The sequence below is a fragment of the Pseudobythopirellula maris genome, from assembly GCF_007859945.1.
Taxonomy (GTDB): Bacteria; Planctomycetota; Planctomycetia; order Pirellulales; family Lacipirellulaceae; genus Pseudobythopirellula; species Pseudobythopirellula maris.
Genome location: NZ_SJPQ01000001.1, coordinates 1,545,466 through 1,571,126, shown reverse-complemented (window position 1 = coordinate 1,571,126; position 25,661 = coordinate 1,545,466). Strand labels below are relative to the sequence as shown.

23 protein-coding genes are annotated in these 25,661 nt (G+C 66.0%); 13 read left to right on the top strand and 10 right to left on the bottom strand.

The features are described 5' to 3' along the window. The first annotated feature begins 293 nt into the window (after window positions 1-293). Complete coding sequence (gene crcB, locus Mal64_RS05830; RefSeq protein WP_197525484.1) at window positions 294-677, top strand: fluoride efflux transporter CrcB; 384 nt, start codon at window positions 294-296, stop codon at window positions 675-677. Between the two features lie 99 nt (window positions 678-776). Here the strand turns inward: crcB and Mal64_RS05825 are convergent, their stop codons facing one another. Further along, window positions 777-2,234: a DUF1598 domain-containing protein gene (locus Mal64_RS05825; RefSeq protein WP_197525483.1), complete on the bottom strand. Its 1,458-nt coding sequence runs from the start codon at window positions 2,232-2,234 to the stop codon at window positions 777-779. Between the two features lie 450 nt (window positions 2,235-2,684). On the opposite strand from Mal64_RS05825, the gene Mal64_RS05815 reads away from it, so the two are divergent. From Mal64_RS05815 to Mal64_RS05805, 3 genes are all read left to right on the top strand, one after another. Beyond that, on the top strand, window positions 2,685-5,096 hold the full coding sequence (locus tag Mal64_RS05815; RefSeq protein WP_146397961.1) for a DUF11 domain-containing protein: 2,412 nt from the start codon (window positions 2,685-2,687) through the stop codon (window positions 5,094-5,096). Window positions 5,097-5,178: 82 nt separating this feature from the next. Further along, window positions 5,179-5,613: a hypothetical protein gene (locus Mal64_RS05810; RefSeq protein ID WP_146397959.1), complete on the top strand. Its 435-nt coding sequence runs from the start codon at window positions 5,179-5,181 to the stop codon at window positions 5,611-5,613. A gap of 227 nt (window positions 5,614-5,840) precedes the next feature. Then, the gene (locus Mal64_RS05805; protein ID WP_146397957.1) at window positions 5,841-6,365 is read left to right on the top strand and encodes a division/cell wall cluster transcriptional repressor MraZ; all 525 of its coding nucleotides are present in this window, start codon (window positions 5,841-5,843) and stop codon (window positions 6,363-6,365) included. A 338-nt stretch (window positions 6,366-6,703) separates the two neighbouring features. Here the strand turns inward: Mal64_RS05805 and purM are convergent, their stop codons facing one another. Continuing rightward, window positions 6,704-7,747 (bottom strand): phosphoribosylformylglycinamidine cyclo-ligase, encoded by a 1,044-nt coding sequence (gene purM / locus Mal64_RS05800; protein WP_146397955.1) that lies wholly within the window; start codon window positions 7,745-7,747, stop codon window positions 6,704-6,706. Window positions 7,748-8,080: 333 nt separating this feature from the next. Here purM and glgX point away from each other — a divergent pair, with 333 nt between their 5' ends. The 6 genes from glgX (at window position 8,081) to Mal64_RS05770 (ending at window position 15,962) form a co-directional block, all read left to right on the top strand. Further along, window positions 8,081-10,222 carry a glycogen debranching protein GlgX gene (gene glgX, locus Mal64_RS05795; protein WP_391570398.1) on the top strand — a complete coding sequence of 714 codons (2,142 nt, stop codon included), beginning with the start codon at window positions 8,081-8,083 and terminating at the stop codon, window positions 10,220-10,222. A gap of 206 nt (window positions 10,223-10,428) precedes the next feature. Beyond that, window positions 10,429-11,679, top strand: a complete 1,251-nt coding sequence (cbiE, locus tag Mal64_RS05790; RefSeq protein ID WP_146397951.1) for a precorrin-6y C5,15-methyltransferase (decarboxylating) subunit CbiE — start codon at window positions 10,429-10,431, stop codon at window positions 11,677-11,679. 25 nt (window positions 11,680-11,704) lie between these two features. Beyond that, on the top strand, window positions 11,705-12,307 hold the full coding sequence (locus Mal64_RS05785; RefSeq protein ID WP_146397949.1) for a hypothetical protein: 603 nt from the start codon (window positions 11,705-11,707) through the stop codon (window positions 12,305-12,307). Between the two features lie 248 nt (window positions 12,308-12,555). Then, a complete protein-coding gene (locus Mal64_RS05780) occupies window positions 12,556-13,086 on the top strand; it encodes a TIGR03546 family protein (RefSeq protein WP_146397946.1) in 531 nt (176 codons plus the stop codon). Further along, window positions 13,083-14,882 carry a TIGR03545 family protein gene (locus tag Mal64_RS05775; RefSeq protein WP_146397944.1) on the top strand — a complete coding sequence of 600 codons (1,800 nt, stop codon included), beginning with the start codon at window positions 13,083-13,085 and terminating at the stop codon, window positions 14,880-14,882. Before Mal64_RS05780 ends, Mal64_RS05775 begins: the two co-directional genes overlap by 4 nt. Before the next feature lie 354 nt (window positions 14,883-15,236). Then, window positions 15,237-15,962 (top strand): hypothetical protein, encoded by a 726-nt coding sequence (locus Mal64_RS05770; RefSeq protein ID WP_231993591.1) that lies wholly within the window; start codon window positions 15,237-15,239, stop codon window positions 15,960-15,962. Window positions 15,963-16,109: 147 nt separating this feature from the next. On the opposite strand, the gene Mal64_RS05765 is transcribed toward Mal64_RS05770, so the two are convergent. Then, on the bottom strand, window positions 16,110-16,604 hold the full coding sequence (locus Mal64_RS05765) for a hypothetical protein (RefSeq protein ID WP_197525482.1): 495 nt from the start codon (window positions 16,602-16,604) through the stop codon (window positions 16,110-16,112). A gap of 357 nt (window positions 16,605-16,961) precedes the next feature. Here Mal64_RS05765 and Mal64_RS05760 point away from each other — a divergent pair, with 357 nt between their 5' ends. Next, on the top strand, window positions 16,962-17,297 hold the full coding sequence (locus Mal64_RS05760) for an ArsR/SmtB family transcription factor (RefSeq protein WP_146397940.1): 336 nt from the start codon (window positions 16,962-16,964) through the stop codon (window positions 17,295-17,297). Continuing rightward, entirely contained in the window at window positions 17,290-17,772 is a 483-nt protein-coding gene (locus tag Mal64_RS05755; RefSeq protein ID WP_146397938.1) for an SRPBCC family protein, read from the top strand. Before Mal64_RS05760 ends, Mal64_RS05755 begins: the two co-directional genes overlap by 8 nt. A 92-nt stretch (window positions 17,773-17,864) precedes the next feature. Here the strand turns inward: Mal64_RS05755 and Mal64_RS05750 are convergent, their stop codons facing one another. From Mal64_RS05750 to rpsD, 5 genes are all read right to left on the bottom strand, one after another. Beyond that, window positions 17,865-18,560: a hypothetical protein gene (locus Mal64_RS05750; RefSeq protein WP_146397937.1), complete on the bottom strand. Its 696-nt coding sequence runs from the start codon at window positions 18,558-18,560 to the stop codon at window positions 17,865-17,867. A gap of 443 nt (window positions 18,561-19,003) precedes the next feature. Beyond that, the gene (gene rplS / locus Mal64_RS05745; RefSeq protein WP_146397935.1) at window positions 19,004-19,381 is read right to left on the bottom strand and encodes a 50S ribosomal protein L19; all 378 of its coding nucleotides are present in this window, start codon (window positions 19,379-19,381) and stop codon (window positions 19,004-19,006) included. A gap of 113 nt (window positions 19,382-19,494) precedes the next feature. Further along, the gene (trmD, locus tag Mal64_RS05740; protein WP_146397933.1) at window positions 19,495-20,196 is read right to left on the bottom strand and encodes a tRNA (guanosine(37)-N1)-methyltransferase TrmD; all 702 of its coding nucleotides are present in this window, start codon (window positions 20,194-20,196) and stop codon (window positions 19,495-19,497) included. 37 nt (window positions 20,197-20,233) lie between these two features. Next, window positions 20,234-20,725, bottom strand: a complete 492-nt coding sequence (rpsP, locus tag Mal64_RS05735; protein WP_231993590.1) for a 30S ribosomal protein S16 — start codon at window positions 20,723-20,725, stop codon at window positions 20,234-20,236. 108 nt (window positions 20,726-20,833) lie between these two features. Continuing rightward, complete coding sequence (rpsD, locus tag Mal64_RS05730; RefSeq protein ID WP_146397931.1) at window positions 20,834-21,442, bottom strand: 30S ribosomal protein S4; 609 nt, start codon at window positions 21,440-21,442, stop codon at window positions 20,834-20,836. A 407-nt stretch (window positions 21,443-21,849) separates the two neighbouring features. Here rpsD and Mal64_RS05725 point away from each other — a divergent pair, with 407 nt between their 5' ends. Further along, entirely contained in the window at window positions 21,850-22,548 is a 699-nt protein-coding gene (locus Mal64_RS05725) for a DUF2461 domain-containing protein (protein ID WP_146397929.1), read from the top strand. Window positions 22,549-22,600: 52 nt separating this feature from the next. Here Mal64_RS05725 and Mal64_RS05720 read toward each other — a convergent pair whose 3' ends face one another. Continuing rightward, window positions 22,601-23,194, bottom strand: coding sequence for a CPBP family intramembrane glutamic endopeptidase (locus tag Mal64_RS05720; protein ID WP_146397927.1), 594 nt, complete (start codon window positions 23,192-23,194; stop codon window positions 22,601-22,603). A 185-nt stretch (window positions 23,195-23,379) separates the two neighbouring features. Further along, window positions 23,380-25,575: a PEP-CTERM sorting domain-containing protein gene (locus tag Mal64_RS05715; RefSeq protein WP_146397925.1), complete on the bottom strand. Its 2,196-nt coding sequence runs from the start codon at window positions 25,573-25,575 to the stop codon at window positions 23,380-23,382. Window positions 25,576-25,661 lie beyond the last annotated feature (86 nt).

Genomic DNA, 25,661 nt, shown 5'->3' with positions numbered 1-25,661 from the left:
GGGCGTCCGTTGCCCCGCGTCATTGCCAATTCAATAGGACCGGCGACCGAATTGCCGGATGAGCGAAACCGTGCCGCTCTGTGGGAGCTGCCGGAATACGTCACAAGGGTAGTTTCGGTAGTTTGGGGCGTGTTGATTAGCTTTGCACTGAAATCGGCGCCAGCATCGTGCAAACCGCAGGGAGGGGCTTTAATTGCCCGTGAAAACGATAGTCCCCCTCATCTTGAAGCTCGATCGTCAAATCCGGCAGGCTCAAGCGGTTGGCTAGGAAGGGCGATACAGGGGTTATGGACATGTATGCAAGAATTGCCGCCATCGCCTTAGGCGGCGCCTTCGGCGCCCTCGGCCGGTACGGCGTTGGGCTCGCCTGTTTGCGAGCCTTTGGCGACCGTTTTCCCTACGGCACTCTGGCGGTCAACGCGATCGGCTGCCTGGTGATTGGCATGCTGATGCACGCCGGACTCGTGGCCGCCGCACGGTTGCCGACGGCTGCCCACGCCGGGCTGACGGTCGGTCTGCTAGGGGCGCTGACAACGTTCTCCACGTTTGGCTACGAGACCGTCCGCCTTTTGGAGCAGAACCAGCCGCTGATGGCTTTGGCCAATGTGGCGGCGAACTTGCTGCTCGGCTGCGCGGCGGTGTGGGTGGGGCTGTCGCTCGGCCGCATGGTGGCGTGAACGCAGCTGCAGGAACCGTGCGGCATAAAAAAAGAGCCCCGACCATGCGGTGGTCGGGGCTCCTGAGAGTTTCGATTCTTCAGCTGGCTTGGCGTGGGGTCAGTCCCACCACCACTTGTCGGCTTCCACCGACGACGGCACGACCGCCGCGTGGGCGTCGGCCGTGGCGCCCTCTTCGTCGATGCGGAGATTGACCTGCTCCAGGGCGTCGGCCGGCTTGATCACCACGCCGCCGCCGATCGGCGTCATCAGCGTGTGGCCCTTCCAGATGCTGTTGACCGCGGTGGCGACCTGCTGAGGGGCGTTGTACTTCTCAACCGAGTAGGCCGACTCGTCGTTCAGAGCCGAGACCTGCCAGTCGGCCTTGTTGTAGAAATCGTGCTTCTGCATGAACGCGGCGGCCACGGCCAGGTCGATGCAGTTCCGGAGTTGGGCGTAAACCGGCGCCCGCTCGGCGAGGTTGTTGTACTGCTTGGTGAACGTCTTGGTGAATTGCACACTCGCACGGTTCGAGTGACCGGCGCCGCGACGGGCGCCGTCGCGGGTGACGACCTCGTCCTCGCCCACCAGCTTCACGCCGTCGCCGACGATCTCCATCGCCAGCCCGTCTTGCGAGACGCGAAGACGCTCGTAATCCGGCACAAAGAACCAACGCTGCAAGGCGTTTTGGCTCACGGCGGCCGGGTTCGCCCGGGCGACGTAGCTCTTCAGACGCACCGGCGGCTTTTCGAGGCCGATGCCAATGAGCTTCATCCGGTAGTCGGCCTCGACCAGCACTTGGGCGAAATGCGTCTCGGCGGGCACGCCGCCGACGGTGACGATCTGCAGGCCGAGCCGCTCGCGGAGCTGCTCGACAATGAACTGGGTGTCGCCGGGGGTCGCGCTGCGACCGTACTCGGCGAGGAACTGTTGCATCCGCGACAAGCCTTCGGCCGTCGGGTCGATCGAGCAGTAGATCAGCGGCGCGTCACTCGAGCCGGCGGGGAACGCACGCAGCGCGGTCGCCAGGTCTTGCAGCTCGATGACCGGAGCGCCGGTCTCGACGCCCAGCTTCTTGCCGTTGGGCGCTTCGCCCCAAGGCTCGGCGGGGCCGGCGAGGACGATGTCGCCCGCATCGGCTTGCGAAGTGGGCGGGTAGCAGAGCACGTAATCGATGCGCGTCAGGCCGGCGAGCGACTCCATGGTGTCGTCCGGCTGCTGGCCGGCGGCGAGCCGTTCCTTGAGGGCGCGCTCGAGGCGCGGCAGCGAAACCTTGCGGAGCTTGCTCGGCTTGGCGAGGTCGCCCTCGAGCCGCGACATCGCCTCGGCGGCGCGTCGACGGGCGAGCGAGCCATCGGTGTCGCTGACGGTCGTGCGGTGGACCACTCCGTCGGCGTCGACCACGACGCCCGAGCCGGTGATTCCGCCGCCGGCGCCGCCACCGCCGCCTCCCAAGCCGCCGCCGCCACCGCCGCCTTGGCCGCCGCCACCACCGAATTGGGCAAGGGCTAGGTCGGCCGAGGCGCTAACCAGGGCAAGGGCCGCCGTGCAAGCGACGACGCGGAACAGGTTGGTCATGCGAAACGATCCCATGGGGGCCTCTGACGACGGTTGAGAGTCTCTGTTTCCGACAGCTGATGAATTGGTGGTCGGGCGATCCGACACGCCGAGGGCCAAGAGGGGCCGTAAGGGCGAAACGGGGGCCTGTCCCTAAGCCCTGATAGTAATCTGGGGTATTTGGCAAATCAAGAAAGCGGCGGCACTTGCGGCGATTGTGATCCCCAGGAGCCCCTTGCCGACCGGCCTACCGCTACAGCCCGTGCGACCGCGCCTCGGTGTGGCGAAAAGTCACCGCAGGACGTTGCCTTTTCCCAACACGCACGGCCTAGCGGGGTACGTTTTCGCGGACTATTCCGCCCGGTCCGCGCGTCGCGCTGCGCCGCGTCCCTTTGGCGGCCCCCCGTGGGGGCCCGGGCGGCGTGTCCCAGAAAACAGGATTCCCCCGGCCAGGAGGCCCCCAGACCCGCCGTGTTCGCCCGCCACGCCACACTCCGACGCGTGATCGCCGCAGCCTTGCTGTTGGCCGTAGGTGGGTGCGCGCAGTGGCGACTGCCGCGGATCGATCCCTCGGGCGAGCGGATTTTCCTGCCCCAGCAGGCCTCGGCGCCGGCCGCGCCGCAGGTGAACCCCAACCTGCCGCTCCTGGGCAACGTTGACGCCGCCCCGGTGCTCAGCGCGCCGACGCCTCTGGCCGCCTCACCCTCGGGGCTCAACACCGGGCTGGGCTGCATCGACAATTGCCCCGTGGCCAACTGGCTCAACGACGAGATCCACAGCGGCTGCGATTGGTTGCACGGCGATTCCCCCACCGTCTCGCCGCCAGGCATGCCGGTGACGGCCGCCCGCCCGGTGCGCGAGCGGCTAGTGATGACCCCCCAGCGGGTGCTCGCTCCAGTCGGCAGCGAGGTGATCCTCAAGGCGGGCGTTTGCGGCAAGGATCAGTATCTCTACACCAACCGCCGCATCGAGTGGATGCTCGGACGCGAGGGCGTGGGCCAACTCGTGACGATCGGCGAGCGCGGCGAGATGGACTTCATGCGGCTGCCGTGGCAGCGTCCCGACAAGGTCGACAACTTCTTCGCCGTGGGCTACACGTCGCCGTTCCACACCTGCATCAATCGCGGCACGGCCGACACGACCGACGACGTGCAAGTGCGCCCCGGCGACGCCTGGATCACGGTTTCCAGCGCGAGCGAGGGAACGAGCTTCGTCACGGCTTACGCGCCCGAAAGCGCCGATTGGGAGACGCGTCGCGACACGGCCGTCATTTACTGGATCGACGCCCAGTGGCAAATGCCCCCGTCGGCCAATGTGCAACTGGGGCAACCGCACACCCTCACCACGGTCATCACACGCCAGAGCGACGGCGCGCCGGTCGAGGGCTACTTGGTCCGTTACGAGGTGACCGACGGCTCGCGTGCGGCGCTCGGCTACGACGCCGGACAAACCTCGGAGGTGCGGACCGACTCGCAGGGGCGAGCGAGTGTCGAAGTGACCCCCACCGACGACGGCGCAGGCTCTTCGCAAGTGACCATCACGGTCGTACGCCCCGCGCGCAGCGGAGAGATGGCGAGCCCGCGGCTCGAGGTGGGGCAGGGGCAAGCCACGATCACCTGGAGCCCCACCGGATCGCCCGGCGCCACGGCGCCGCCGGCCACGTTCCCGCCGTCGCTGCCGCCAACGCAGCCTCCGACGACCAACCCGCCGGGGGGCGGCACGCGTCCGCCGGATCCGTTCGAGCCCCCCACGCCGCCCGCCGCCGGCCGGCCCGAGCTCGACGTGCGGATCGAACGCAAGTCGCTCGCACCCGTGCGGGTGAACGAGAAGGTGGCTTTCGTTGTCACGGTGGTGAACAACGGCGACGCCCCGGCGCGCGACATCGTGCTGTACGACCGTTTCGACCGCGGCCTGCAACACGACCAAGACCCCACGGGGCGTAAAGAGATCAAGTACCTCGGCATGCCGGACATCGGCGCCGGCGAGTCGGATCAGGTGACGCTCGAGTTCGGAGTCACGGCCGTCGGCCAGCAATGCCACGCGGTCACCGTCGAGGCGGTCGGCGCCGAGGATGGCTTCGCGAGAGCGTGCATCCAGGTCGAGCCTCCCGCGGCCCCGCCGCAAGCCGAGCTGACGATCCCGGTCGACGGCGAGCTGCAACGCGACGTGGGTCAGGAATACAACTTTCGCGCCCGCGTCGTGAACAACAGTCAGGTCGCCGCCGTGAACGTGGAAGTCGAGATGCAACTCGACCCGACGCTTGAGCCGCTCGAGGCCGAAGTGGGCTACACCCGCACCGGCGGCGGCTTCCGCTGGGTGATCCCGCGGCTTGAGCCGAACCAGTCGAAGCCTTTCGGCCTGCGTTGCCGTTGCATCGCGCCCAGCGACAGTTCGGGCGTGAAGGTCTACGTCCGCGCGGCGAACAGCCCCGAGTACGCCGAGGCGTCGACCGTGGAGATCTTGCCCCGTACGTCGATCGACCCGGCGCCCCCGGCGCCCGGACCCACCGCACCGCCGACCGGCCTGGGCGCGGTCTTGTACAGCCCGACGAACCCCACGCAGGTCAGCTCGCGCGGCTCGCTGAACGTGGCGGTGACGAACCACAGCGCGACGCCGATGACGAACGTCGAGTTTCGCCTCGTGTTTCCTCAGCAAATTCGTCCTCAGCTCACCGCGCAGCAGACCCAGTTGCCGTTCCGAACCGTAGGCAACACGCTCGAGTTCCAGCCGATCACCGAATTGCGTGCGGGCGAGACCGTCCGCGTGATCGTGCCGTTCGACCCGGTTGCGCAAGGCAACGCCCAGGTGATCATCGAGGCGCGTTCGAACGAGTCGCCGGCGGGAGTGAGCGTGTCGGAGACGATCTCGATCTTGTCGCGGTAACGCGGGAGAGTGGAGAGGCCTCTGACCTCCGACCCCTCAACTCTCGCCTCCGACCTCTCAACTCCGACCTCTCAACTCTTCCGTGCGCTACGCCCTGCTCGATCACGACTGCCCGCCCGGCTACCGCGAGGGGCCGCACTGGGACCTGCTCGTCGAGCGGCCCGGCATGTCGGACGTCGAGCGTCGGTTGGCGGCGTGGTCGCTGCTGGCCTTGCCGCCGACTTGGCGTGAGCGGCTATCGAACGCCGCGCCCGATCGGTCGCCACTCGCCAGTGGCTTGGCTGAAGCAGGCATGGTCCAGGCCACGCCGCTGACGGACCACCGCGCTCACTACCTCGATTACGAGGGGCCAATAGGCGGGGGACGGGGCGTGGTGACGCGCGTCGCCGCAGGACAAGTCGCGTGGCTCGAAGCGGCATCTGCGGGGGACGTGCGGTTGCGACTTACCGACGGCCCGCTAGCGGGCGAGGTCGAATTGCGCAGCGATGCAAGCGTTGTCGTTCTTCGCGTTTCTTAGCAACGCAGCAAAGATTCGCACGCTCGATTACCCCCAAGAGGGGTCGGTGACCGAGCAAAAAATGATGCGGTTTTCCCGCTCCAAGGTTGCAAATAGGTTGATCTCCCTTACGATCACGCACTGAAATAAGTCAGTGGGCATGAAACCCACGAATCAGTGCCACTAGTTCAAGGGATTGGGCGAGTATCACACGGTAATGAATTTCCCGCCAGCTATTGAGCGACGCCTTGCTCACCACCGAACTCTCGCGCCGTCTCGACGAGCGCTACCGGCTCACGCTGCCGGTGGAGTTGGTGACGCAGCTGACAGGAGTTGGCTCACCCGGTGGGGCGCCGGGGGCGACGACCGGGGGGCTGAAGATCGCCGGCGCCGCGAGCGAGTGCCTGCTCGCCAAGGAGCGGCCCGGCTGTGTGAGCCTGTGGGAGCGCTCCGCCTGGCAGAGAAAGATCGACCAGGGAGTCGGACTGGTGAGCGCCAAGCTCTCGGCCGGCAAACTCGACACACGCATGGCCGACGTGCAGCGTTTCGGCCGCTTGCTCTCGACCCGCTACCGCGAAGTGCAGCTCGGCGACCGCGGCCGGCTGGTGATCCCCGACGGGTTCCGCGAGTTCCTCGGCGTCGAGCCGGGGGGCACGGTGATGGTCGTGGGAGCCGGGGTCTGCCTGGAGCTGTGGGAGCCCGCCCACTGGGCCGAGTACCTCGGCGCCGAGATGCCCGCCTTTGGCGAGCTGTTCGATGAGCTAGCCGGATGACCCGCCTTAAGGATCCAACTTAACACGAGAGCCGCGTCCTGCGACGACCCGCCGCCGCCTCATTAACTTCCCGACCGTTGTCAGCGGACGGGGTGCAAGTCAGCTGGAGGGAGCGAACGCTAGGCATCGGATGCCTGTGCGGGAGATCGTCGGACGCGGCTTTTTTATGCGCTGAAGAGAAACCACGACGATCACGACGAAGCGATTGGAGCGAAGCCAATCGGGTTGAGACCACGGCTTGAGAGCAGTCGCCCCAGCGTGCTTGGTTGGTGATTTACGTCACGTCGTGCTCGTCGTGCCGTCGTGGTTCACTTCTTGCGAGCCACGGAGGGGCCACCTTATCGCTGCTCGATGCGTCCGACTTGCCAGCTGGCGAGGCCCTGGTCCGCAAGCTGTTTGCCCAGGCTGTCGGCGAAGTGCTCGCTCACCACCAGCGCGAGCCCCAGGCCCATGTTGAACACGCGGGCCATCTCGGCGGGCTCCACGTCGCCGAGGCGCTGGATCCAGCGGAACACCGGCGGCACGGGCCAGCTGTCGTCGTCGAGCCGCAGCTTGGCGCCGGGCGGCAAGATCCGCTCCAGGTTCTCCCGCAACCCACCGCCCGTGATGTGCGCCACGCCGTGCACCACCTGCTTGCGGCGGTAGTGGGCGAGCAATTTGGCCATCGGCCGCACGTAGATCCGGGTGGGCTCGAGCAGGAGATCGGCCACCGTGGCGCCGCCGCACTCCTCGACCGTGTCGTCGCCCGTGAGCCCAGCAAGTTCGAACACGACCTTCCGCGCCAGGCTAAAGCCGTTCGAGTGCAGGCCGCTCGATTCGACGCCGAGGACCACGTCGCCGGGGCCGATCTTCGAGCCGTCGATCAGCCGATCGCGTTCCACCACGCCGACGGAGAAACCGGCGAGGTCGTAGTCGTCCACGCCGTACAGGTCGGGCATGATGGCGGTCTCACCGCCGATGAGCGCCGAATCGGCCTGCACGCACCCTTCGGAAATGCCGGCGACGATCTGTTCGAGCCGGTCGGGATCGTCGCGGCCCATCGCCACGTAGTCGAGAAAAAAGAGCGGTTCGGCGCCGCAGCAGAGGGCGTCGTTGGCGCACATCGCCACCAGGTCGATCCCCACCGTGTCGTGCCGGCCGGCCAGCTGGGCGACCTTCAGCTTGGTGCCGACCCCGTCGGTGCAGGCCACCATGACCGGATTGCGGTAATTCCTCGCGAAGAGTTTTCCCGCAAAGTCGAGCTGGAACAACCCGGCGAACCCGCCCTCCAGGGGCATGACGCGCGGCGTGTGGGTGCGGCGCATCAGCCGGGGAAGCCGCGACATCGACTGCTGGTAGACGTCCAAGTCGACGCCGGCGTCCTTGTAGGTGGCCTTCGCCATAGGGCTTATCTCTCCCCCTGGGGGGCTCCGTTTCGATTCAATCAGGGGGGCGTCGACGAGGATTCTAGGGGCGCTGCTGTACGCGTGTCAACGAGCCGCCGGTGGTCGTTCAGAAGGCAACCATGGCGCGCCAGGCGCCGACCGCTCCCGGCGACCCGGTCGCCCGGTCTGTTCGGAGGATAGGGGCCCGAGAAGGAGTAAGGTACGATTCACTCGGATCGCAGTTTCCGGCTCGCGGTTGCCGAAGCAAATGGAGCGTCGCGTTGTTTCCCCGCGGGGGAGGCTTTTTGACGTTCTCAAATGCACCGCAACACGACAAGGCCTCCGGAGCTTATGATCGACACAGGCGCCACGTCTTACCTCGCCCGTTCTTCGGGCCCCGTGATGGCTAAACAACCCAGCTTCGCAACCGCCGCAAAGCCTCCCACTCCGCAGTTCAGCTACCCGCTCCCGTATGGGGCGATCCTGCGTGAGGATGGCGTGCAGTTCGTCGTGTACAGCCGCAGCGCGACTGCGATGCGCGTGCTGCTGTACAAGAAGGCGAACGACCGCGAGCCGTACCGCTCGATCGAGTGCAACCCCGACACCAACCGTTGGGGCGACATCTGGAGCGTTTTCGTTCCGGGTCTCACGGCGGGCGAGTTGTACCACTTCCAGGCGGACGGCCCCTTCGACCCCGACCGCGGGCACCGGTTCGATCCCCACGCGCGGTTGATCGATCCGTTCGCCAAGGCGCTCGTGGGCGAGTTCCAGGCCGGCAGCGACGGCGTTTCGCGGCCGCCCAAGTGCGTGGTGATCGACGACCACTTCGACTGGCAGGGTGGCCGCCACCTGCGGCGCCCTCTCTCGGACACGGTCATCTACGAGATGCACGTGCGCGGCTTCACGCGCAGCCCGACCAGCGGCGCCGAGCGGCCCGGCACCTACTTGGGCGTGATCGAGAAGATCCCGTACCTCAAGTCGCTCGGCGTGACGGCCGTCGAGTTGATGCCGGTGCACGAGTTCCCGACCAACGAGTCGAACGGTCAGAAGTCGACGCGCGGCAACTACTGGGGCTACGACCCGATGGCGTTCTTCGCGCCGCACCGCGGCTACGCCGATTCGGCGGAGCCGGGAGCCCAGGTCCGTGAGTTCAAGGAGATGGTCCGCGAACTGCACGCGGCCGGCATCGAGGTGATCCTCGATGTCGTGTTCAACCACACCTCCGAGGGCAACGAGGAGGGACCCACCTTCACGTTCAAGGGCCTGGAGAACAGCGTTTACTACATGCTCAACGCGGACGGTTCCTACAAGAACTACTCCGGCTGCGGCAACACGGTGAACAGCAACCACCCGATCGTTCGGGAGATGATTTTCCATTGCCTCCGGCACTGGGTCTACAACTACCACATCGACGGCTTCCGCTTCGACCTGGCGAGCATCCTCAGCCGCGACCGCAGCGGCGAACTGGTGCCCAACCCGCCCTTGGTCGAGTACATCGCCGAGGACCCGATGCTGGCCGACACGAAGATCATCGCCGAGGCGTGGGACGCCGCCGGGGCGTACCAGGTTGGCTCGTTCGCCAACGGCCGCTGGGCCGAGTGGAACGGCGCCTACCGCGACAACGTGCGGCGCTACTGGCGCGGCGATCTCGGCATGACCGGCCCGATGGCCACCCGGCTCGCCGGCTCGAGCGACCTCTACCAGTCGTCCGGCCGCAAGCCGTACCACAGCATCAACTTCATCACGTCGCACGACGGCTACTCGCTCAACGACTTGGTGAGCTACGAGCGGAAGCACAACCTGGCCAACGGCGAGGGCAACCGCGACGGCGACAACAACAGCTACAGCGCCAACTACGGCGTCGAGGGCCCCACGCGGCGCGTGCCGATCCGCCGGCTGCGCAAGCGGCAGGCGAAGAACATGATGGCCACGCTGCTCTTGAGCCAAGGCGTGCCGATGATCGTTGCCGGCGACGAGGCGCTGCGCACCCAACGCGGCAACAACAACGCCTACTGCCAAGACAACGCCCTCAGCTGGTTCGACTGGCGCCTGACGCAACGCAACGCCGAGATGCTGCGATTCTCCGAGGCGCTGATCGCGTTGAGGCTGCACCAGCCGACGCTCCGTCGGGCGAAGTTCCTCACCGGCGCCTCCGAAGGCCACGGCGCCCTGCCCGACGTCAGCTGGTACGGCACCGACGGCGAGACGGTCGACTGGAACCACACGTTCCACAGCCTGACCTGTGTGCTCGGCACGGCCGGGCTGGATGACGACAAGGCGCGGCACGTGATGATCCTCATGCACTCCGGGGGCAAGCCGCAGGAGTTCCACGCCCCGAAGACGGTGCGTGGCCTCACCTGGCGCCTGGCGATCGACACGATCGCCGAGCCCCCGCACGACGTGTTCGTCGACACGCCCGGCCCGGTGCTCAACACGTCCCAGCCGATCCAGATGGATCACCACACGCTGAAGTGCTACATCGCTAGCGAGTAGTGCCTCTGGGGATCCCGCCCGGTGTGGGAGGCGTCTCCGAGGCCGATCACGGTGTGTCGCCGGAGTTGATCGTTGCGCGTTATCGGCGCCGGAGACGACCCCCGCAGCACCAACGGTAGAAGGGGCGATCGCCTCCTCTAGAGCTACTTCCCCCCGGGCGTTACGCTAAACCCTTCGCGTTACCTCTCCGCGTAGGCGCTCCTCACATGCCCCCCATTTCGATCATCGGCATCGGCGACGACGGCCTCTCGGCCGCTTCGGGCGCGGTGCGTGAATGCATCTCTTCGGCCCAGGTACTGCTCGGCGACGAACGCGCGCTCATGCTCCTGGCCGAAGCCGCCCCCCAGGCTGAACGGGCCGCGCTGAGCGGCGACCTCGATGAGATCGCCGCCCAGATCGAGGCGATCGGCGACCGCCCCGCCGCGATCGTCGTCTTCGGCGACCCGATGTTCTACGGGCTGGCGCGGTTCCTCACCGACCACTTCGGCAAAGACCGCTTCCAGGTGCTGCCGCACGTGAGCAGCATGCAACTGGCGTTCGCCCGCGTCATGGAGAGCTGGGACGAGGCGTACCTCACGAGCCTCGCCACCAAGCCGCTCGACGCGGTCGTCGAACGTATCCGCACGTCGGAGAAGGTCGGTCTGTTCACAACCGACCGCTGCGGGCCGGAGAAGGTCGCCCGAGCGCTGCTCGACAAGGAGATCGACTACTTCACGGCGTACGTTTGCGAGAACCTCGGCGCCCGCGACGAACGGGTGACGCTCGGCGAGCTGCCCGAGATCGCCGAGGGCTCGTTCCCGGCGCTCAACGTGATGATCCTGATCCGCAAGCCAAACGCCCCCGACCGCCCGAGCGGGGCGATCGGCCGCCGCACGTTCGGCAACCCGGACGAGGCGTTCCTGCAGGCCAAGCCGAAGCAAGGCCTGCTCACGCCGGCCGAGGTCCGATCGCTGGCGCTCGCGCAAATGGACATCGCCGCCGGGAGCATCGTGTGGGACGTTGGCGCCGGCAGCGGGTCGGTGAGTGTCGAGGCGGCGCAGCTCGCCTCGGACGGCGCCGTGTACGCCATCGAGATGGACCCCGAAGACCACGGCCTGATCCAGCAGAACGCCGAACGGTTTCACACGGCCAACGTGGTGCCGATCCTCGGCAAGGCGCCCGAGGCGTGGGCCGCGTTGCCCGACCCCGACTGCGTGTTCCTCGCCGGCAGCGGCCGCGAGGTGACGCGGCTCTCCACCTCCGCCTACGAGCGGCTCAGGTCGGGCGGGCGCCTGGTGGTGAACCTCATCAGCATCGACAACCTGACGGAGTTGCGGCTAGCTCTCTTGGAGCAGGGCCAGCCGGCGCCCGACGTGCGAGTGTGGATGGTCAACATCGCCCGCGGCGCCGACCAACTCGGCCGCCTCAGCTTCGAGCCGCTAAAGCCCAACTTCCTGCTCGCGGCGCTCAAGCCTTAAGGCTCAGCTCCCCCCGAGGCTTGCGATGGACTTACCAACCACGCTTGATATTCGAGACCTTCCTGAGCAATTGCGAAATCTTGTCGCAAAAGAGATTGACCGGGACGAGATACTCGGCTGGATCGGCCAGCCAAGCCCGCGGGCGATGAGTCGCCGGGCGACGCCCTTGTTCATGTTCGGGTGCGTCTGGACCGCTTTCGCGGTCTTCTGGGTTTGCGGCGCCGCCGAATTCGAGCTCCCGGATTGGGACGAGGGGTTCGATTTCTTCCCGCTGTTCGGCTTACCGTTCGTTGTGATCGGAATCGGGATGCTCTCTTCGCCGATCTGGTTCCGGCGTTCCGCCAAGCAGACCGCCTACGTGCTGACCGATCGGCGGGCGGTATTGTTTGTCAAAGAACTCACGGGCATCCGCGTCCGCTCTTTCAAGCCCAAGCAGTTGCAGAACCTCGAGCGGCGACAGCGAGCCGATGGTTCGGGCGATCTGATTTTTTACCGCGATATCGGCCGCGACAACGACGGCGATCGCACCACGTCTGAAGTCGGGTTCTTGGCGATCGACGATGTCAAAGGCGTGCAAGACCTCGTCGAAGCGGTAGTCGCCAAGCACTCGGCCGACGACTCAGCGTAGCCACATATACAGGCCAGCCGAGAGCTGAAGGGCGTTAGTCCCTGGAGTGGTTGGGCCCTCGCCTCTTGAGGGCCTCCTGTATTCCTTGTGTGGGGTCTCCTCGTCTCTCGTTGTGCCGGCGCCGCTGTCACGCCACCCGTGGCGATTCATTCAAGACAACCGGCACAACCGGACGATCTCAACCACGGGGCTCCCCGCGCGCTGCTGCGCAGTGACCGGGGCGCCGTCGCCGCTAGCACGACCACGCCGTGGGACAGACCTTCATGACCTCCTTGCTGCTACGGCCCCTGCGGGGGCTGGTGTCGGTCCTTGCCGGCAACGAATCGGACCGGCAGATCGCCGCCGGCGCCGCGCTCGGCGTGGTCCTGGGCCTTGTGCCCAAGGACAACCTGATCGCCGTCGCGCTGGGCGTGTTGCTCTGCTCGCTGCGGGTCAACCGCACGGCGGGTTTGGGGGCGGCGGCGCTGCTCGCGCTCGCCTGCCCGTGGGTCGATCCGCTGGCGCACAAGCTGGGGCTTAAGCTGCTGGCGTTTCCCGGCATGCAGGATTGGTACGCCTGGCTCTACGAGGCGCCGCTGGGCGCCTGGCTTGGCTTCAACAACACGGTGGTGCTCGGGTCGTTGATGATCGGCCTGTATGTCGCCTACCCCGTCTACCTGATCACCCGCACGCTCACGGCGAAGGTTCGTCCCACGGCGACCCGCTGGATCTTGCGTTTCAAAATCGCCCGCCTGCTGCTGGGCGCCGATGTGACCACCCGTCTCGGAGCGCTCACATGAGCCGTTACTTACGACTCGGATACATCGTCCCGCGTCTCGTGCTGCTGTTCGCGGTGCTCTGCCTTTCGGAGCCGCTGGCCGCTTGGCTGGTGCGCTCCGCCGTGGTGCGCGGCGGCGAGGGAGCCATCGGCGCCAAGGTCGAGATCGGTGAGTCTCGCGCGTCGCTGTTCAGAACGAGTGTGGTGCTCCGCGACTTGGCGGTGGCCGATCCGCGAGAGCCGATGCGCAACCTGCTCGAAGCCGACGAGGTCAGCATCGACTTCGACGCCGACTCGCTGCTGCGACGCAAGGCGATCGCCGAGCACGCCTCGGCGGTGGGGCTGCGGTTTGGCGGCGTGCGGACCGAATCGGGCGCGCTCGACGAGTCGACCGAGGCCGAGGCGCCCTCCTGGCTCGCCGAAGGCGCCCGCCGCGCGGCGGCCGAGCAGGCCGACCAGTGGCTCGACCACCTGGAATCAAAAATCACCGGCGACCTGGCGGGCCAATTCGTGTCGGTCCAGCTGGCCGAGGAGTTGGCCCAGCGCTGGCCCGAGCGTTACCAATCGCTCAGCAGCGAGGCGGCCGCCCTGTCGGACGAGATCAAGCAACTCCGCGACGACGTGCTCGAGGCCCGTCGCAACCCGTTGCGTCACGCCGAGTACCTGGCGAGCGTTCCGCAGCGCGTATCTGAGATCACCAAGCGCCTCGGCGAACTCACGGCCGAGGCGAAGCAGCTTCCCACCGAACTGAAAAGCGACCGCCAGCAGGTGGCCGCCGCCCGCCGTCACGACGAAGAGACGATCCGCCGCAGCCTGTCGGTCGATCAGCTCGACTCGCAGTCGCTCACCACCTACCTGCTGGGCGAACGCGTCACCGGACCGGTCGGCGACTTGGTCGATTGGCTCCGCTGGGCGCGGCGCATGGCGCCCGCCGGCGGCGAGCCGGCGATCGAGACGCCTCGCGACCGCGGCGTCGACGTGCTGTTCGCTGGCGTGAAGCAGCGACCCGACTTGCTGATCCGTGAGCTCGAACTCGCGGGCGTCGCCCGAGTGGCTGGGCAGCCGCTCGAAGTGACGGGGGTCGTGAACGACTTCACCACCCAGCCGCGATTGCACGGCGTGCCGATGTCGATCGTGCTGAAGGGCTCAGGCGCCACGCCGGTTGAATTGCACGCCACGGTGGATCGCACCGGCCCCACGCCCCGCGACGAACTGTTTGTCGATTGCCAAGGCCTCGCCACGCCGCGTGTGACGCTCGGCGCCGGCGACCGTTTGCGGATCGAGGCCTCGCCCAGCGCGACGGTCCTCTCGGTGAGCCTCACGCTCGAGGGCGAACGCCTGTCGGGCGAGGTGCAGATGATCCAAAACAACCTGCGGCTCACGCCGCATGTCGATCTGGGCGAATCGCTGGTGAGCAGCGAGCAGGTCGAGACCGCCTTGGCCGAGGGCCTGGCCGGGTCGCCATCGGTGGTGACCCGCGTGAGTCTCGCCGGCACGCTCGACCAGCCGCAACTGGCGGTCTGGTCGACGCTCGGCGCCTCGGTGGCCGAGTCGCTGCAGCGGTCGCTCGAACGCGTGATCGGCCAGCAGGCCGAGCGGGTGCTGGCCCAATCGCGAGGCGAATTGGATGACCGTATGGCGACGCTCGAGCGCAGGCTCGGCGAGGCGTCGTCGTCGCTCGACTCGGCTCTGGCCGGGCCGCGTGAGGCGCTCGACGAGCTGACCCGCGGCGCCCTGGGCGGCGTGGCGGGCCGCGGCTCTCTGCCTTTCGAGCAGCTCGGCAAGCAGTTGCCAGACGCCGGCATGCTGTTCCGCTAAATCTATGGCGTTTCAGTAGGGTGGCGGGGGCGCACCGCGCTAGCGGAGAAGCCCCCGAGCCAGCCAGTCCGGGTACCCGCCGCACGGGGGCTTCCGCATTCGCGGTGCGCCCCCGCCACCCTGGTAAGAAAACTTCTGCTGGGATGTGAGAATCCGAATGACCAATAGGTTTTGATCCAAGCCTTTCTTGGTCATTGGGGCTGGGTCATTCCGTAGCGTCCCTGCTATCACAGCTTGGCATTTCTAGCCTATGGGCTTGCCGCCAGATTCTTCAACGGGGCTTGCCCTAGGCCGGTCCGGCGGGGGATGCTGGGGGGTCGCCTCACTACGATCTCGCAGAGCTGCCTCCACGCCATGGCCGAGCCCATCACCCAGATCAATACGCTTCTCGCCCCGCGGTTTCTGTTCCGCTTTGCGACGCCGCTGAAGCGTTACCAGCAGCCCAAGCCGAAGAAAAAGGCCAAGCCGGGCGCCAAGCCCAAGGGCGTGTTCGACCTGGAACTCGACGAGAGCTACCGCCTGCCAGATTTAGCCGCGCTCGACGGCTTCACGCCGGTGGGCGAGAGGCGGTTCGCCGACGTGCGGCTCGCCTGGGCCCCTGAGGGGCTCGTCTTGCAGGTCGAGGTGACCGGCAAGAGCCAGCCCGTTTGGTGCCGCGACGGCCGCCTGGAGGACAGCGACGGCGTGCAGCTCTGGATCGACACCCGCGCGACGCACAACGTCCACCGCGCCACGAAGTTCTGCAGCCGCTTCGGCGTGTTGCCCTCGGGCGGCGGGTCGAGCGCCACCGAGGCGATCATCGACCAGATGCTCATCAACCGCGCCCGCGAGAACGCCCGCCCGGTGCGGGCGCGGCTGCTGCAAGCTGGCGCCAAAGTGACCAAAGACGGCTACCTGCTCAAGGCGTACCTCCCCTCGGCGGCGCTCGACGGCTACGACCCCGAGCAGCACACCCGCCTCGGCTTCACCTACGCCGTCGTGGACCGCGAGCTCGGCACCCAGACCTTCGCCAACGGCGCGTCGTTCCCGTACGACGAAGACCCGAGCTGCTGGGCGACGCTCGAGCTCGATGGGGCTTGAGGAAGTCTGCCCACGAATCAGCGCGAATGAAGTGCGAATGCGTTTGGTTCGCTATGAGTCGCGTCTCATGCTGGGCTGCCCAGTTCGGGCAGCCGGCGTCGCAGCGAAGCGGAGCGTCTGGCGAATCAGTAGCGCATCGCCACATGCTTAGAGACACGGATCACGCTTTCGGATCCGCCGCCCGCTGCGCCACGGCTTTAATAGCACTAAATCGATGAGCAAGCCGGTCAGCGGCAGAAACACGAGCAATTCGAATATTAATCCCATCATGAACGCCAGCGGCGATCCCATGCCATCGGGCGGCTCCATTCCGATGGTGACCCAGTAGTGCAGTCGTCGTATCACTTGCGCACACATCGGGAGCCACAACAGCAGCACCCACGCGCCTGCGGCGGCATACGCCAAACGATGTCGGTACATACGCAGCAGGAGGGCGGCGATCCAGATCGCGGCTGCCACCTGAAGCACGATCGCCGCGATAGATGTCTTGCCGATCGACTCAAGCGTGACCAGACCGATGAAAGCGCCCAGCAGACACAGCGCGGTCCAGAACGTCGTCTCGGGCGCACGGCCTCTGCTCGTTGTCGAGCTGGCGTGCGCACGTGCCACGGAAGATGGTTGAGCGTCGGCTGGAAGAGGCATCACATCTCTCGGCTCGGTGGCGAGCCGCTAGCGGGGTGCTGACGAATCGACAGATTCATTCAATCGGGTGGGCGCGTACCGAGTCATATCGGAGCTAAACCCGCTGCGAATCACATGCACAAGCCATAGGTGCATAATTCTGGGGCTACGCGGGGGGGGTCTAAGGCACAGCGCGTTGCGGCTTCATATCCCACTAGATGAGCAATCCGGATCGGGGGCATCTTGTCGTTTCACGACCGACAGTCGAAGGCGGACGGCCCCCCGGGTCTTCTAATAGCCTAGCCCACCGAGAACCCAAGTGCCTGCTCTCTATACTTAGGTATTGACCTAAGTATAGGCTCTTGGCAGAATGACCGCATGACTGTGGCTGAGCCTCTCGACAAAGCGTTCCAGGCGCTAGCGAACCCAACGCGGCGAGCCGTCGTCGAGCGTCTCGTCCAGGGGTCGGCGACGGTGAGTGAATTAGCGGCCCCCTTCTCGATGGCCTTGCCGTCGTTCCTTCAGCATCTCCGGATGTTAGAGGAAGCTGGTTTGGTCGAATCGAGCAAGCGCGGGCGTACCCGCACGTTCCGCGTGAAGCCCAAGCGTCTGAAGCGTGCTTCTGACTGGCTCACTCAGCAACGCGAGCTGTGGGAGAAGCGATTGGACCAACTCGACACCTATATTGAATCGATGGAGAAGAGCGATGAGTGACAGCCGCGAAATCGATCCCGAGCTCGACCTCGTTCTCGAACGTGTCGTCGATGTTCGGCCCGAGTTGCTTTGGAAGGCGTGGACCGACCCCGAGCACCTCAAACGCTGGTTTACGCCGAAGCCGTGGGAGACCGTCGAGTGCGAGATCGACCTCAGGCCAGGCGGGGTGTTTAGCACCACCATGCGTTCGCCGGAGGGTGAGGTGCTGCCCGCTAACCCTGGTTGCTACCTCGAAGTCGTCGAGAACCGCAAGCTGGTGTTCACCGACGCGCTCGGACCCGGATTCCGGCCGAAGGCAAGTCCGTTCATGACGGCGGTGGTTCTGTTTGAACCCGACGGCACAGGAACCCGTTACACAGCGATTGCGATGCACGCCGACGAAGAAGGGCGGCAGAAACACGAAGAGATGGGTTTCCTCACAGGCTGGGGCAAGGCCCTCGACCAGCTTGTGGAGTTCGCCAAGTCGCTCGGGTGAGCGATTCCCGAGTAGAAGATTGAGCGTGGATGGGGAATCACATTGTCGCTCCGCAACCCCACCGTCCAAGCTGCCCGCCTGCAAGGGCGGACTTATTTTCGATGCCGTGTGAATGCAAACGGCAATGTGGCGAGTACGATCGCCAACGAAGCGGGCTCGGGCACGGCGTCGACCGTTACTTCGAAGAACAGGTCAGTGATAGGCTGGAATTGGAACGGCTGGTCGTTGAGGCGTCCGCCGATCAGGCCTCCTTCGTAGTCCGGCAGGTCTCCGCCGAGGATGAAGAAACTGTCGTCTAGTCGCTCAGCCGAGAAGATCATCGCGTAGCTCGATCCGGCGTGGAGGACGATCCCGGACGATTCAAAATTGGCCGACGCCTGCAGGACGTCGGGCTGTGAGAACGGGCCCCCGAAGCCGGGGAGTGGCTCCACGTTATCGACTGGCGAGATCGACAGTATCTCACCTAGCAATCGGTTCTCTGCGTTGAAAGGTGCGATTGCCATTCGTAAGCCGAGCCCATCGGTTTGAGCTGCCCCGGCACGGGCTCCGGCCGTGACGGCGATGCTTTGCAACACGCCACTGGTCCGGGCCAAGAACGTCTGAGCCAATTGTCGATCGAACTGGTCCGAGGGAGAACCGTTGATCTCAGCGATCGCTGCGATGTTTACTTCGCTTGCCGAGGTTGCTCGGTTTGCAGCGGTCACGGTCGGCGCCGCCCATGAGGGCTGGACGCAGGTTGTTACGACAAGCAACGGAAGCGAGGCAGCCATCAGAGTAGGGTGGAGCATGAGCTCGCCTTCGAGGAGGAGGAGAGGGGCCGTTCGTAGAAACAGCGTCTTCTAGGATACAGCAACTCCATGTCTCATAGCTACCTTTTTAGGGGTCATCGCCTTAGATTGTGAGTGGTATTCGAATAGGTGTGGACGAGCGGGGAAGCGATTGGCGGCGTGGCGAGGAAGCCGAAGCAGGCAATGCGGTGCATTGTCGATGCAGGCTGACGAAGCCATGACGCCGATCGCGAGCCGAGCGTCTACACCTATGAGCAAACCGTTCTAGGTGAAAGACTCCTCGCTCATCGAATTACAGGACTATCGCCGATCGCTGTTGCTGGGAGATTCACTTTTCGGCTTCGATTACAGCCCTGGAAACAAAAAACTGCCCACGCATCCGAGCGAATGAATCGCACGTATCCGTGGGCAGTCGTGTTCTGCGTATAGGTTGTCGCCGTGGCTCAGGCCTTGTTCTTGGCCTGGTCGGTGCGGCGTTCCTTGAGGCGCGTGGCCTTGCCGACGCGGTCGCGGAGGTAGTAGAGCTTCGCGCGACGGACCACGGCCGAGCGGACGACCTCGACCTTGGCGATGCGCGGCGAGTGGACCGGGAACTTGCGCTCCACGCCCTCGTTGTTCACGATCCGCCGGACCGCGAACATCTCCTTCGAGCCGCTGCCGCTGCGGGCGATCACCACACCGGTGAAGATCTGGATCCGCTCTTTGTCGCCTTCGAGGATGCGGGTGTGCACGTTGACCGTGTCGCCGATCTCGAATTGGGGCAGGTCGTCGCCCTGCTTGAGGCTCGCTTTTTCGACGAGGTCGAGAATCTGCTTGGACATGGCGGTTCGCCCTTTTCTGCGGAAGGGCCCTCGTGGGAGAGGGCAATCGGTGATTCGGTTTTGCTTCGTGTCGGCGCCGCCGACGGCGGTCGACGGCGTGTCTTGCTGCGGGGTCACTCGCTGGGGTCTTTGTCGCCCAACAGGTCGCCGCGGCGTTGTTCGGTCCGTTCTCTCGCGTCCCGCTCTCGCCAGGCGGCGATGTCGGGGTGGTTGCCCGAGAGCAGCACCTCGGGGACCCCCAGTCCGCGGTACTCGCGGGGCCGGGTGTACTGGGCGTGCTCCAGGATGCGGTTGCCTCGACTGAACGAGTCTTGGACGCTGCTCTCTTCGTCTCCTAAGACGCCCGGCACGAGTCGCACCACGGCGTCGATGATCGTCATCGCGGCGACCTCGCCCCCGTTGAGGACGTAGTCACCGATGCTCACCTCTTCGGGCTCGAGCAGGTCGGTCACCCGCTGGTCGAAGCCCTCGTATCTGCCGCACAGCAGCAAGATCCGCCCCGCCTGGGACAGGTCTTCCGCCATGCGTTGGTCGAGTCGGCGGCCCTGCGGCGTGAGCAGCAGGAGCCGGCCCGGGTTGTCGCTCTGAGGCCTGACGGCCTCGACGGCCTCGACCGCGGGGCCGGGCATGATCAGCATGCCTGGGCCGCCGCCAAAGGGCCGGTCGTCAACGTTGTGGTGCTTGCCCTTGGCCCAGTCACGGATGTTGTGCAACTGCACGTCGACCAGGCCGCGGTCGATCGCCAGCTTCAACAGGCTCTGGCCCAGGTAGCCGGAGAAGATCTCCGGGAAGAGGGTGAGCACGTCGAAACGCATGGCGACGCGTCGGCTTCGATTGGCGAACCGCAGGGGCTCACTCGGCCGAAGCCTCCTCCTTCTTCTCCTCGGCGGGCGCCTCGTCGGCCTTGGCCTCTTCGGCGGGCGCCTCGCTGGCGGCCTCGTCGGTCGGCTTGTCCTCCGACGCCTCGCCCTCGGCGGCGGCCTCTTCGGCCGGCTCCGGCTCGGGCGGCTTGGGGGCTTCGGGCATGTCCGGGTCGGACACGTCGGCCGGCAGCGACAGACGACCGAGCGCCTCGCGCTGGGCGTCGGCGTGCGTGCCGTCGGTGCCGTACTTCTTGATCAGCACGGCGACGTTCTCCGACGGCTGGGCTCCGACGCTCAGCCAGTAGTCGATGCGCTCCTTGTTGAGCGAAGCGCGGGCGTCGGTCTCACCGACGTGCGGGTCGTAGGTGCCAAGCTCTTCGAGCACCTTGCCGTCGCGGGGCGACCGCTTGTCCATGGCGCAAATGCGGAAGAAGTGGCGGTGGGAGCGGCCCATCTTCTTCATGCGGATTCTAACGGACACGTTGTAATCTCCTGGGGTTGCCCGCCACATGAGGGCGGCCATTTGCGAGGGGGCCTCTTGCTTCTTGGCCCCGCCCTCGCATGGATTGAATGGACGGAATGCTGACGACTAGCGCGACATGAGTTCGACGACCATCTCGACCGACACCGGCAGGGTGATGTCTTCGGCTGTCGGCAGGCGGTGGACAATTACCTTCAGGTTCTCCTCGTCGAACGCGAGCCAGTCGGCCGTCTGGCCATTGAACTCGGCGACGCGGCCGCGGTAGAGCCCGACGATGTTCTGGCGACGCTTGACGTGGATCACGTCGCCCGCACGCACCTGGGCCGAGGGGATGTCGCAGAAGCGACCGTTCACGGTGAAGTGACCGTGGCTCACGCCCTGCCGCGCCTGCGGGCGGGTGTGGGTGAGGCCCGAGAGCCGCACCACGCTGTCGAGCCGACGCTCGCACAGGAGCAGCAGGTTCTCGCCCGTGTTGCCGCTCATGCGGCCCGCTTGATCGAAGAGCTTGCGCAGCTGACGCTCGCCCAACCCGTAGTAGTACTTGATCTTTTGCTTCTCGCGCATCGACTCGCCGTAGGTCGAAACCTTGCGGGGGCGAGGATGCATGCCCGGGGGCTCGGGCTTGCGGTTGGTGGCGCGGAGGGCGCCGGCGCTCTCGAAGATCTGGCCGCCCAAACGGCGGTTGATGCGGGCCTTCGGCCCGGTGTAGCGAGACATCTTTTTCCTCTGTGTTTGCCTGGTGGAAGCCCCGAGTCGCAAGTCCGTCAGCGGGCCGTAGCCCACGGGACGAACCCTTCGAGAGGCGGCGGGGCTCGGGGTCCCCATACCGCGTCGTCACACGCCACACTTGTTCTCAGCCAAGCCAGATACATCCAGCCGCGGCCAGCAAGTGCGGGTGAGCCCCGGATTGTGACGTATCGGGGCCTGTCTCGCTAGGGGTTTTTCCCAATTACCCCCACGGATTCACCTGCTTCGCAAGAACGCTCGGGCTGGGGGGACGGGCCGGGAGGGGGAGGCCGTTAGATATTCAACTGAATAGTATACTATCGGTCGTTCAGCCTCCCTAGCTCCTGGTTTGAAACGCTCACCCTCCCATCTTTCCTCAGGCCCCCGATACTCATTTCATGCCCTCCGCCCCAAAGTTCGCCGGATTCCCCTTAGGAACGCTTCGTTTCTTGGAGGAACTGTCTAAGAACAACCGCCGTGACTGGTTCGAGAAGAATCGCGAGCGGTACGAGAGCGAAGTGCGTGGGCCCGCACTGGCGTACATCGCGGCGATGGAGCGTCCGCTGGCGAGGGTCTCGCCGCAGTTCTTGGCCGTGCCGAAGAAGGTGGGCGGATCGCTTATGCGCATCCACCGCGACGTGAGGTTCAGCAAGGACAAGTCGCCCTACAAGACGAACGTCGGGATCCAGTTCCGCCACGCCGCGGGCAAGGACGTCCACGCCCCGGGGCTCTACCTGCACATCGCTCCGGACGGCTGCTTCCTGGGGTCGGGCGTATGGCGACCGGAATCGAGTGCGCTCGCCGCCATCCGTAGGGCGATCGACGCTGACCCATCCGCTTGGCGTAAAGCTCGCGACAACAAACGGTTCCGCGCCGCTTGGGACCTCCAAGGCGAGTCGCTCAAGCGGGCGCCCAAAGGCTACCCGATCGACCACCCGATGATCGAAGACCTCCGACGAAAGGACCACATCGCAGGCTGCAAGATCGAGCCGGACGAGCTGATGTCGCCCGACATCGTGAAGGAGACGACGGCCAAGTTCGTGGCGACGAAGCCGTACTTGGCGTTCTTGTGCGACGCGATCGGCGTGGAGTTTTGAAACTGGCGTGACCCTGCCATATGTCGGAAAAGGCCCTCTTTGAACGTGGGAATCAAGCTGCGCGCGAGCCAGTGGGCCAACGCCGCAACGCCAGCAGCGCCACAAAATCGTAGATCGCGTGCGCCGCAATCGCGGAGACGATCTCGCCGGTGAGCAGGGTGAGCAGTCCGAAGTACAGCCCCGCGGCCGTGGCGAGCCAGAAGTATGCCCGTGAGACGGCGTGCCCCAGGCCGAAGGCAAGGCTCGCCAGCAGCAAGCCGATGTAAGGGTGGGTCCACGCGGCGAGCATCGGTTGCAGAACACCGCGGAAAGCGACCTCCTCGCACACCCCGGCGAGGATCGACAAGCCAGCCACTTGGGGGATCGAGGCGCCGCCGAACAGCGCACGGACGAACCGCTTGACCCGCCGCCGAACGCGAACGATCGGGCGCCAGCCGGTACGCAGACTCGCGGCCAGAAACAGGAGCAACGGCAGCGCCGCCGCCACACCAATCGCCAGAGCGATAGGCGTCCCACTGGGGGGAGTGAGCAGGGCCCGCAGCGGCGTCGCGAAAAGCCATGCCGCGACGAGGGCGATCGCCAGCAGGCCGCCCTCGACGTAGATCGCGAGCCGCATCGCCGCTCGATTCGATTCGGCTTCGTCCATCGCAGGCGTGCGTCGGTGGGGGCGGTCGAGGATCCACGCGGTGGCTTTCCAGCAAGCCGCCGCGGGGATCGATTATCCCCGACCCGCCGCCGGGGGCCAGACCTTTCGCCACGATCGGGGGCGTGCTGCTAGCGGACGGGCCCCTCGCAACCGCTCCGACCCTTCGGGTCGTGTGGCCCCCCGTTTCAGTGACGACGGCGCCGAGCGAAAGCCCCCGCGGCAAGACCCAGCAACGCCACGCACGAAGGCTCAGGAACCGCTGGCGATTGGGCCGCCTCACGGGTTTGACCGAAGTGCGCCACCCACGTGTCGTACTGGGCCGCGCCGATCACCCCGCCGTCGACGTCGTTCGGCAGCGCGCCCGCCGCCTCGCCCAAGTTGTCGCGCCACACGGTAAAATCGGCCGCGTCGACCACACCGTTGTTGTTGTAATCGCCCGCCAACGGATCGGGCAGCCCGAGCAAGCCCACGGCGAAACTGCCGGGGTTGTCGAGCACGACCCACACTTGGTCGCTGGCCGCGTCGACGCCGTAGGCGCTCAGGTCGGCGGCGTCGAGCACTCCGCCGCCGGCGCCCGCCAAGTAGTCGGCATAGGCGCCGGCGTAGAAAGCCGCCCCGGCGCCGCCGTCGCTGTTGTTCATCGCCGCCTCTTCCCACAGTGAGGCGTTTTCGTCGAAGTGGAGGGGCAACAGGTCGAGCGGCGTGGCGCCCGTGGGCAACGCCTCGGGGTCGTACGTCATTTGCAGCACGTACAACCCGCTCTCCACATCAAAGCTTGTCTCGAAAACGTCGGTGCTGACCACCGCGTTCGGCGTTGGCGCCGAGACGATCTCCAAGGAGTAGGACACCGCCTCGGGCGTCTCGCCGCCGACGATCGTAGCGGCCGACATTGCGGTGTTGACGCCCACGGTCTCTGCGTACGCCTCGCCGGCGCCGGCGGAGTGGGAGTCGGTCATGAGGTCCTCTTGGTCGTGCGCGACAGACCACACCACATTGTCGACCGGCGCCGCGTTCGACATAAAGTTGCCGGTGGCGGACCGCATGGTCAGCTGCAGCGTCGCCGTGCCGTTGTAGACGCCGCTGCGTCGGCCGAAACGATTGAACTCGATGTCGCCCGCGATCGTATCGTCCGGGCCGACGAAGCTCGCGGTCGACATGCCCACGACCTCGAAGGGTCCCGTTACATCGACCGCGTTGACGGCGACTCCCGCGCGGAGGGCGCCCTCGTGAGGACCCGCCGCCGCGTTGCTCAACTGCAGCACGCCGATGCCGGCGGGGGCCGGCGCGCTGTTGTTGGCCGTCAGGGCGGGGGCGTCGTGCAGACCCACCCGGAGCCCGGTCTCGTCGTCGGGGTCGCCGGGGTTCTCGTCGTTCATTACCCGGATGTCGCTGCGGTAAGTGCCCGATGGCGAGCTCGCATCGATCTGAGCCACCGACGGGAAGTAGCGAGTCTCTCCCGCGAGCAACGGCTCGCCTGTCGGCTGGCCGGGGTCTCCTAAGTCGCCGCCCGGTAGCAATTCGGTCGAAAACGTAGTGGCCACCGAGCCGGCATTGGTGAACGAGAGGCCGTAGTCCCACACGCCCTCCTCACGCACCAGGCTCGTAAGTATGGACGACCCGCTGACGTTGACCGTTCCGCCGTTGACGCTGGGGAACACCCGCGAGTCGCCCAGCACGGCGCCGTTGATCGACACGTTGTCGATCGCGAACTCGCCCGTGCCGCTCGTTGTGAGGATCTCGTCCAAGTAGAGATAGAATTCTGAGATCACGGAAAACGGCGTCCCCTCTCCGTCGTCGGACAGCTCGTTGATGTCGAACGTCACGTGTCCTGCCGCGCCGTCGAATCCGCCGAACGCCGCGCCCGCGTTGAATGTTTGGTCGAGTTCAACGTAGACCGACGTGTAGGCCCCCTGTCCCTCGTTGGCGGTGTAATCGGAGACGTCGAAGTAGATCTCGGTCGGGGCGTCCTGACCCGCCAGGGCCCAGGAAAAGTCGAAGCTCAGCGTCTCAACCGTGCTGAATTCCTCGAAGTACATCCCGACCTGGTAACCGCCGTCGTCGAGCGGGTTGCCCCACCAAGCGTCGCCGTCGATCAATCCGCTGGCGCCGGCGGCCTGGTAGCTGTCGTCGAAGTAAGAGACATTGCCGGAGTAGTTAAAGTAGTACACGCCGTCGGGCGTGTAGAACTCGTTCCCATCGCCCAGGTTGTTGGGCCCCGGCTCGAAATCGTCGTCCCAGACAAAGCCGTCGCCCCCGACGCCCGAGGTGTGGCTGTAGAAAACTTGCTGCGCCGCGGCGCCGTGTGCCGATGCGATCGTCAATGCGAACGCGACAGCCGACAAGAAGGGTCGCCATGCCTGACGAATCTGAGGCGCCGCCATCGTGGATTCTCCGGTTCAATGGTCATTAGATGAGGCGACAAGCAGCTTCGCCGGCGATTCGCCGCTTGCGATCGTAGCCAGCCGGT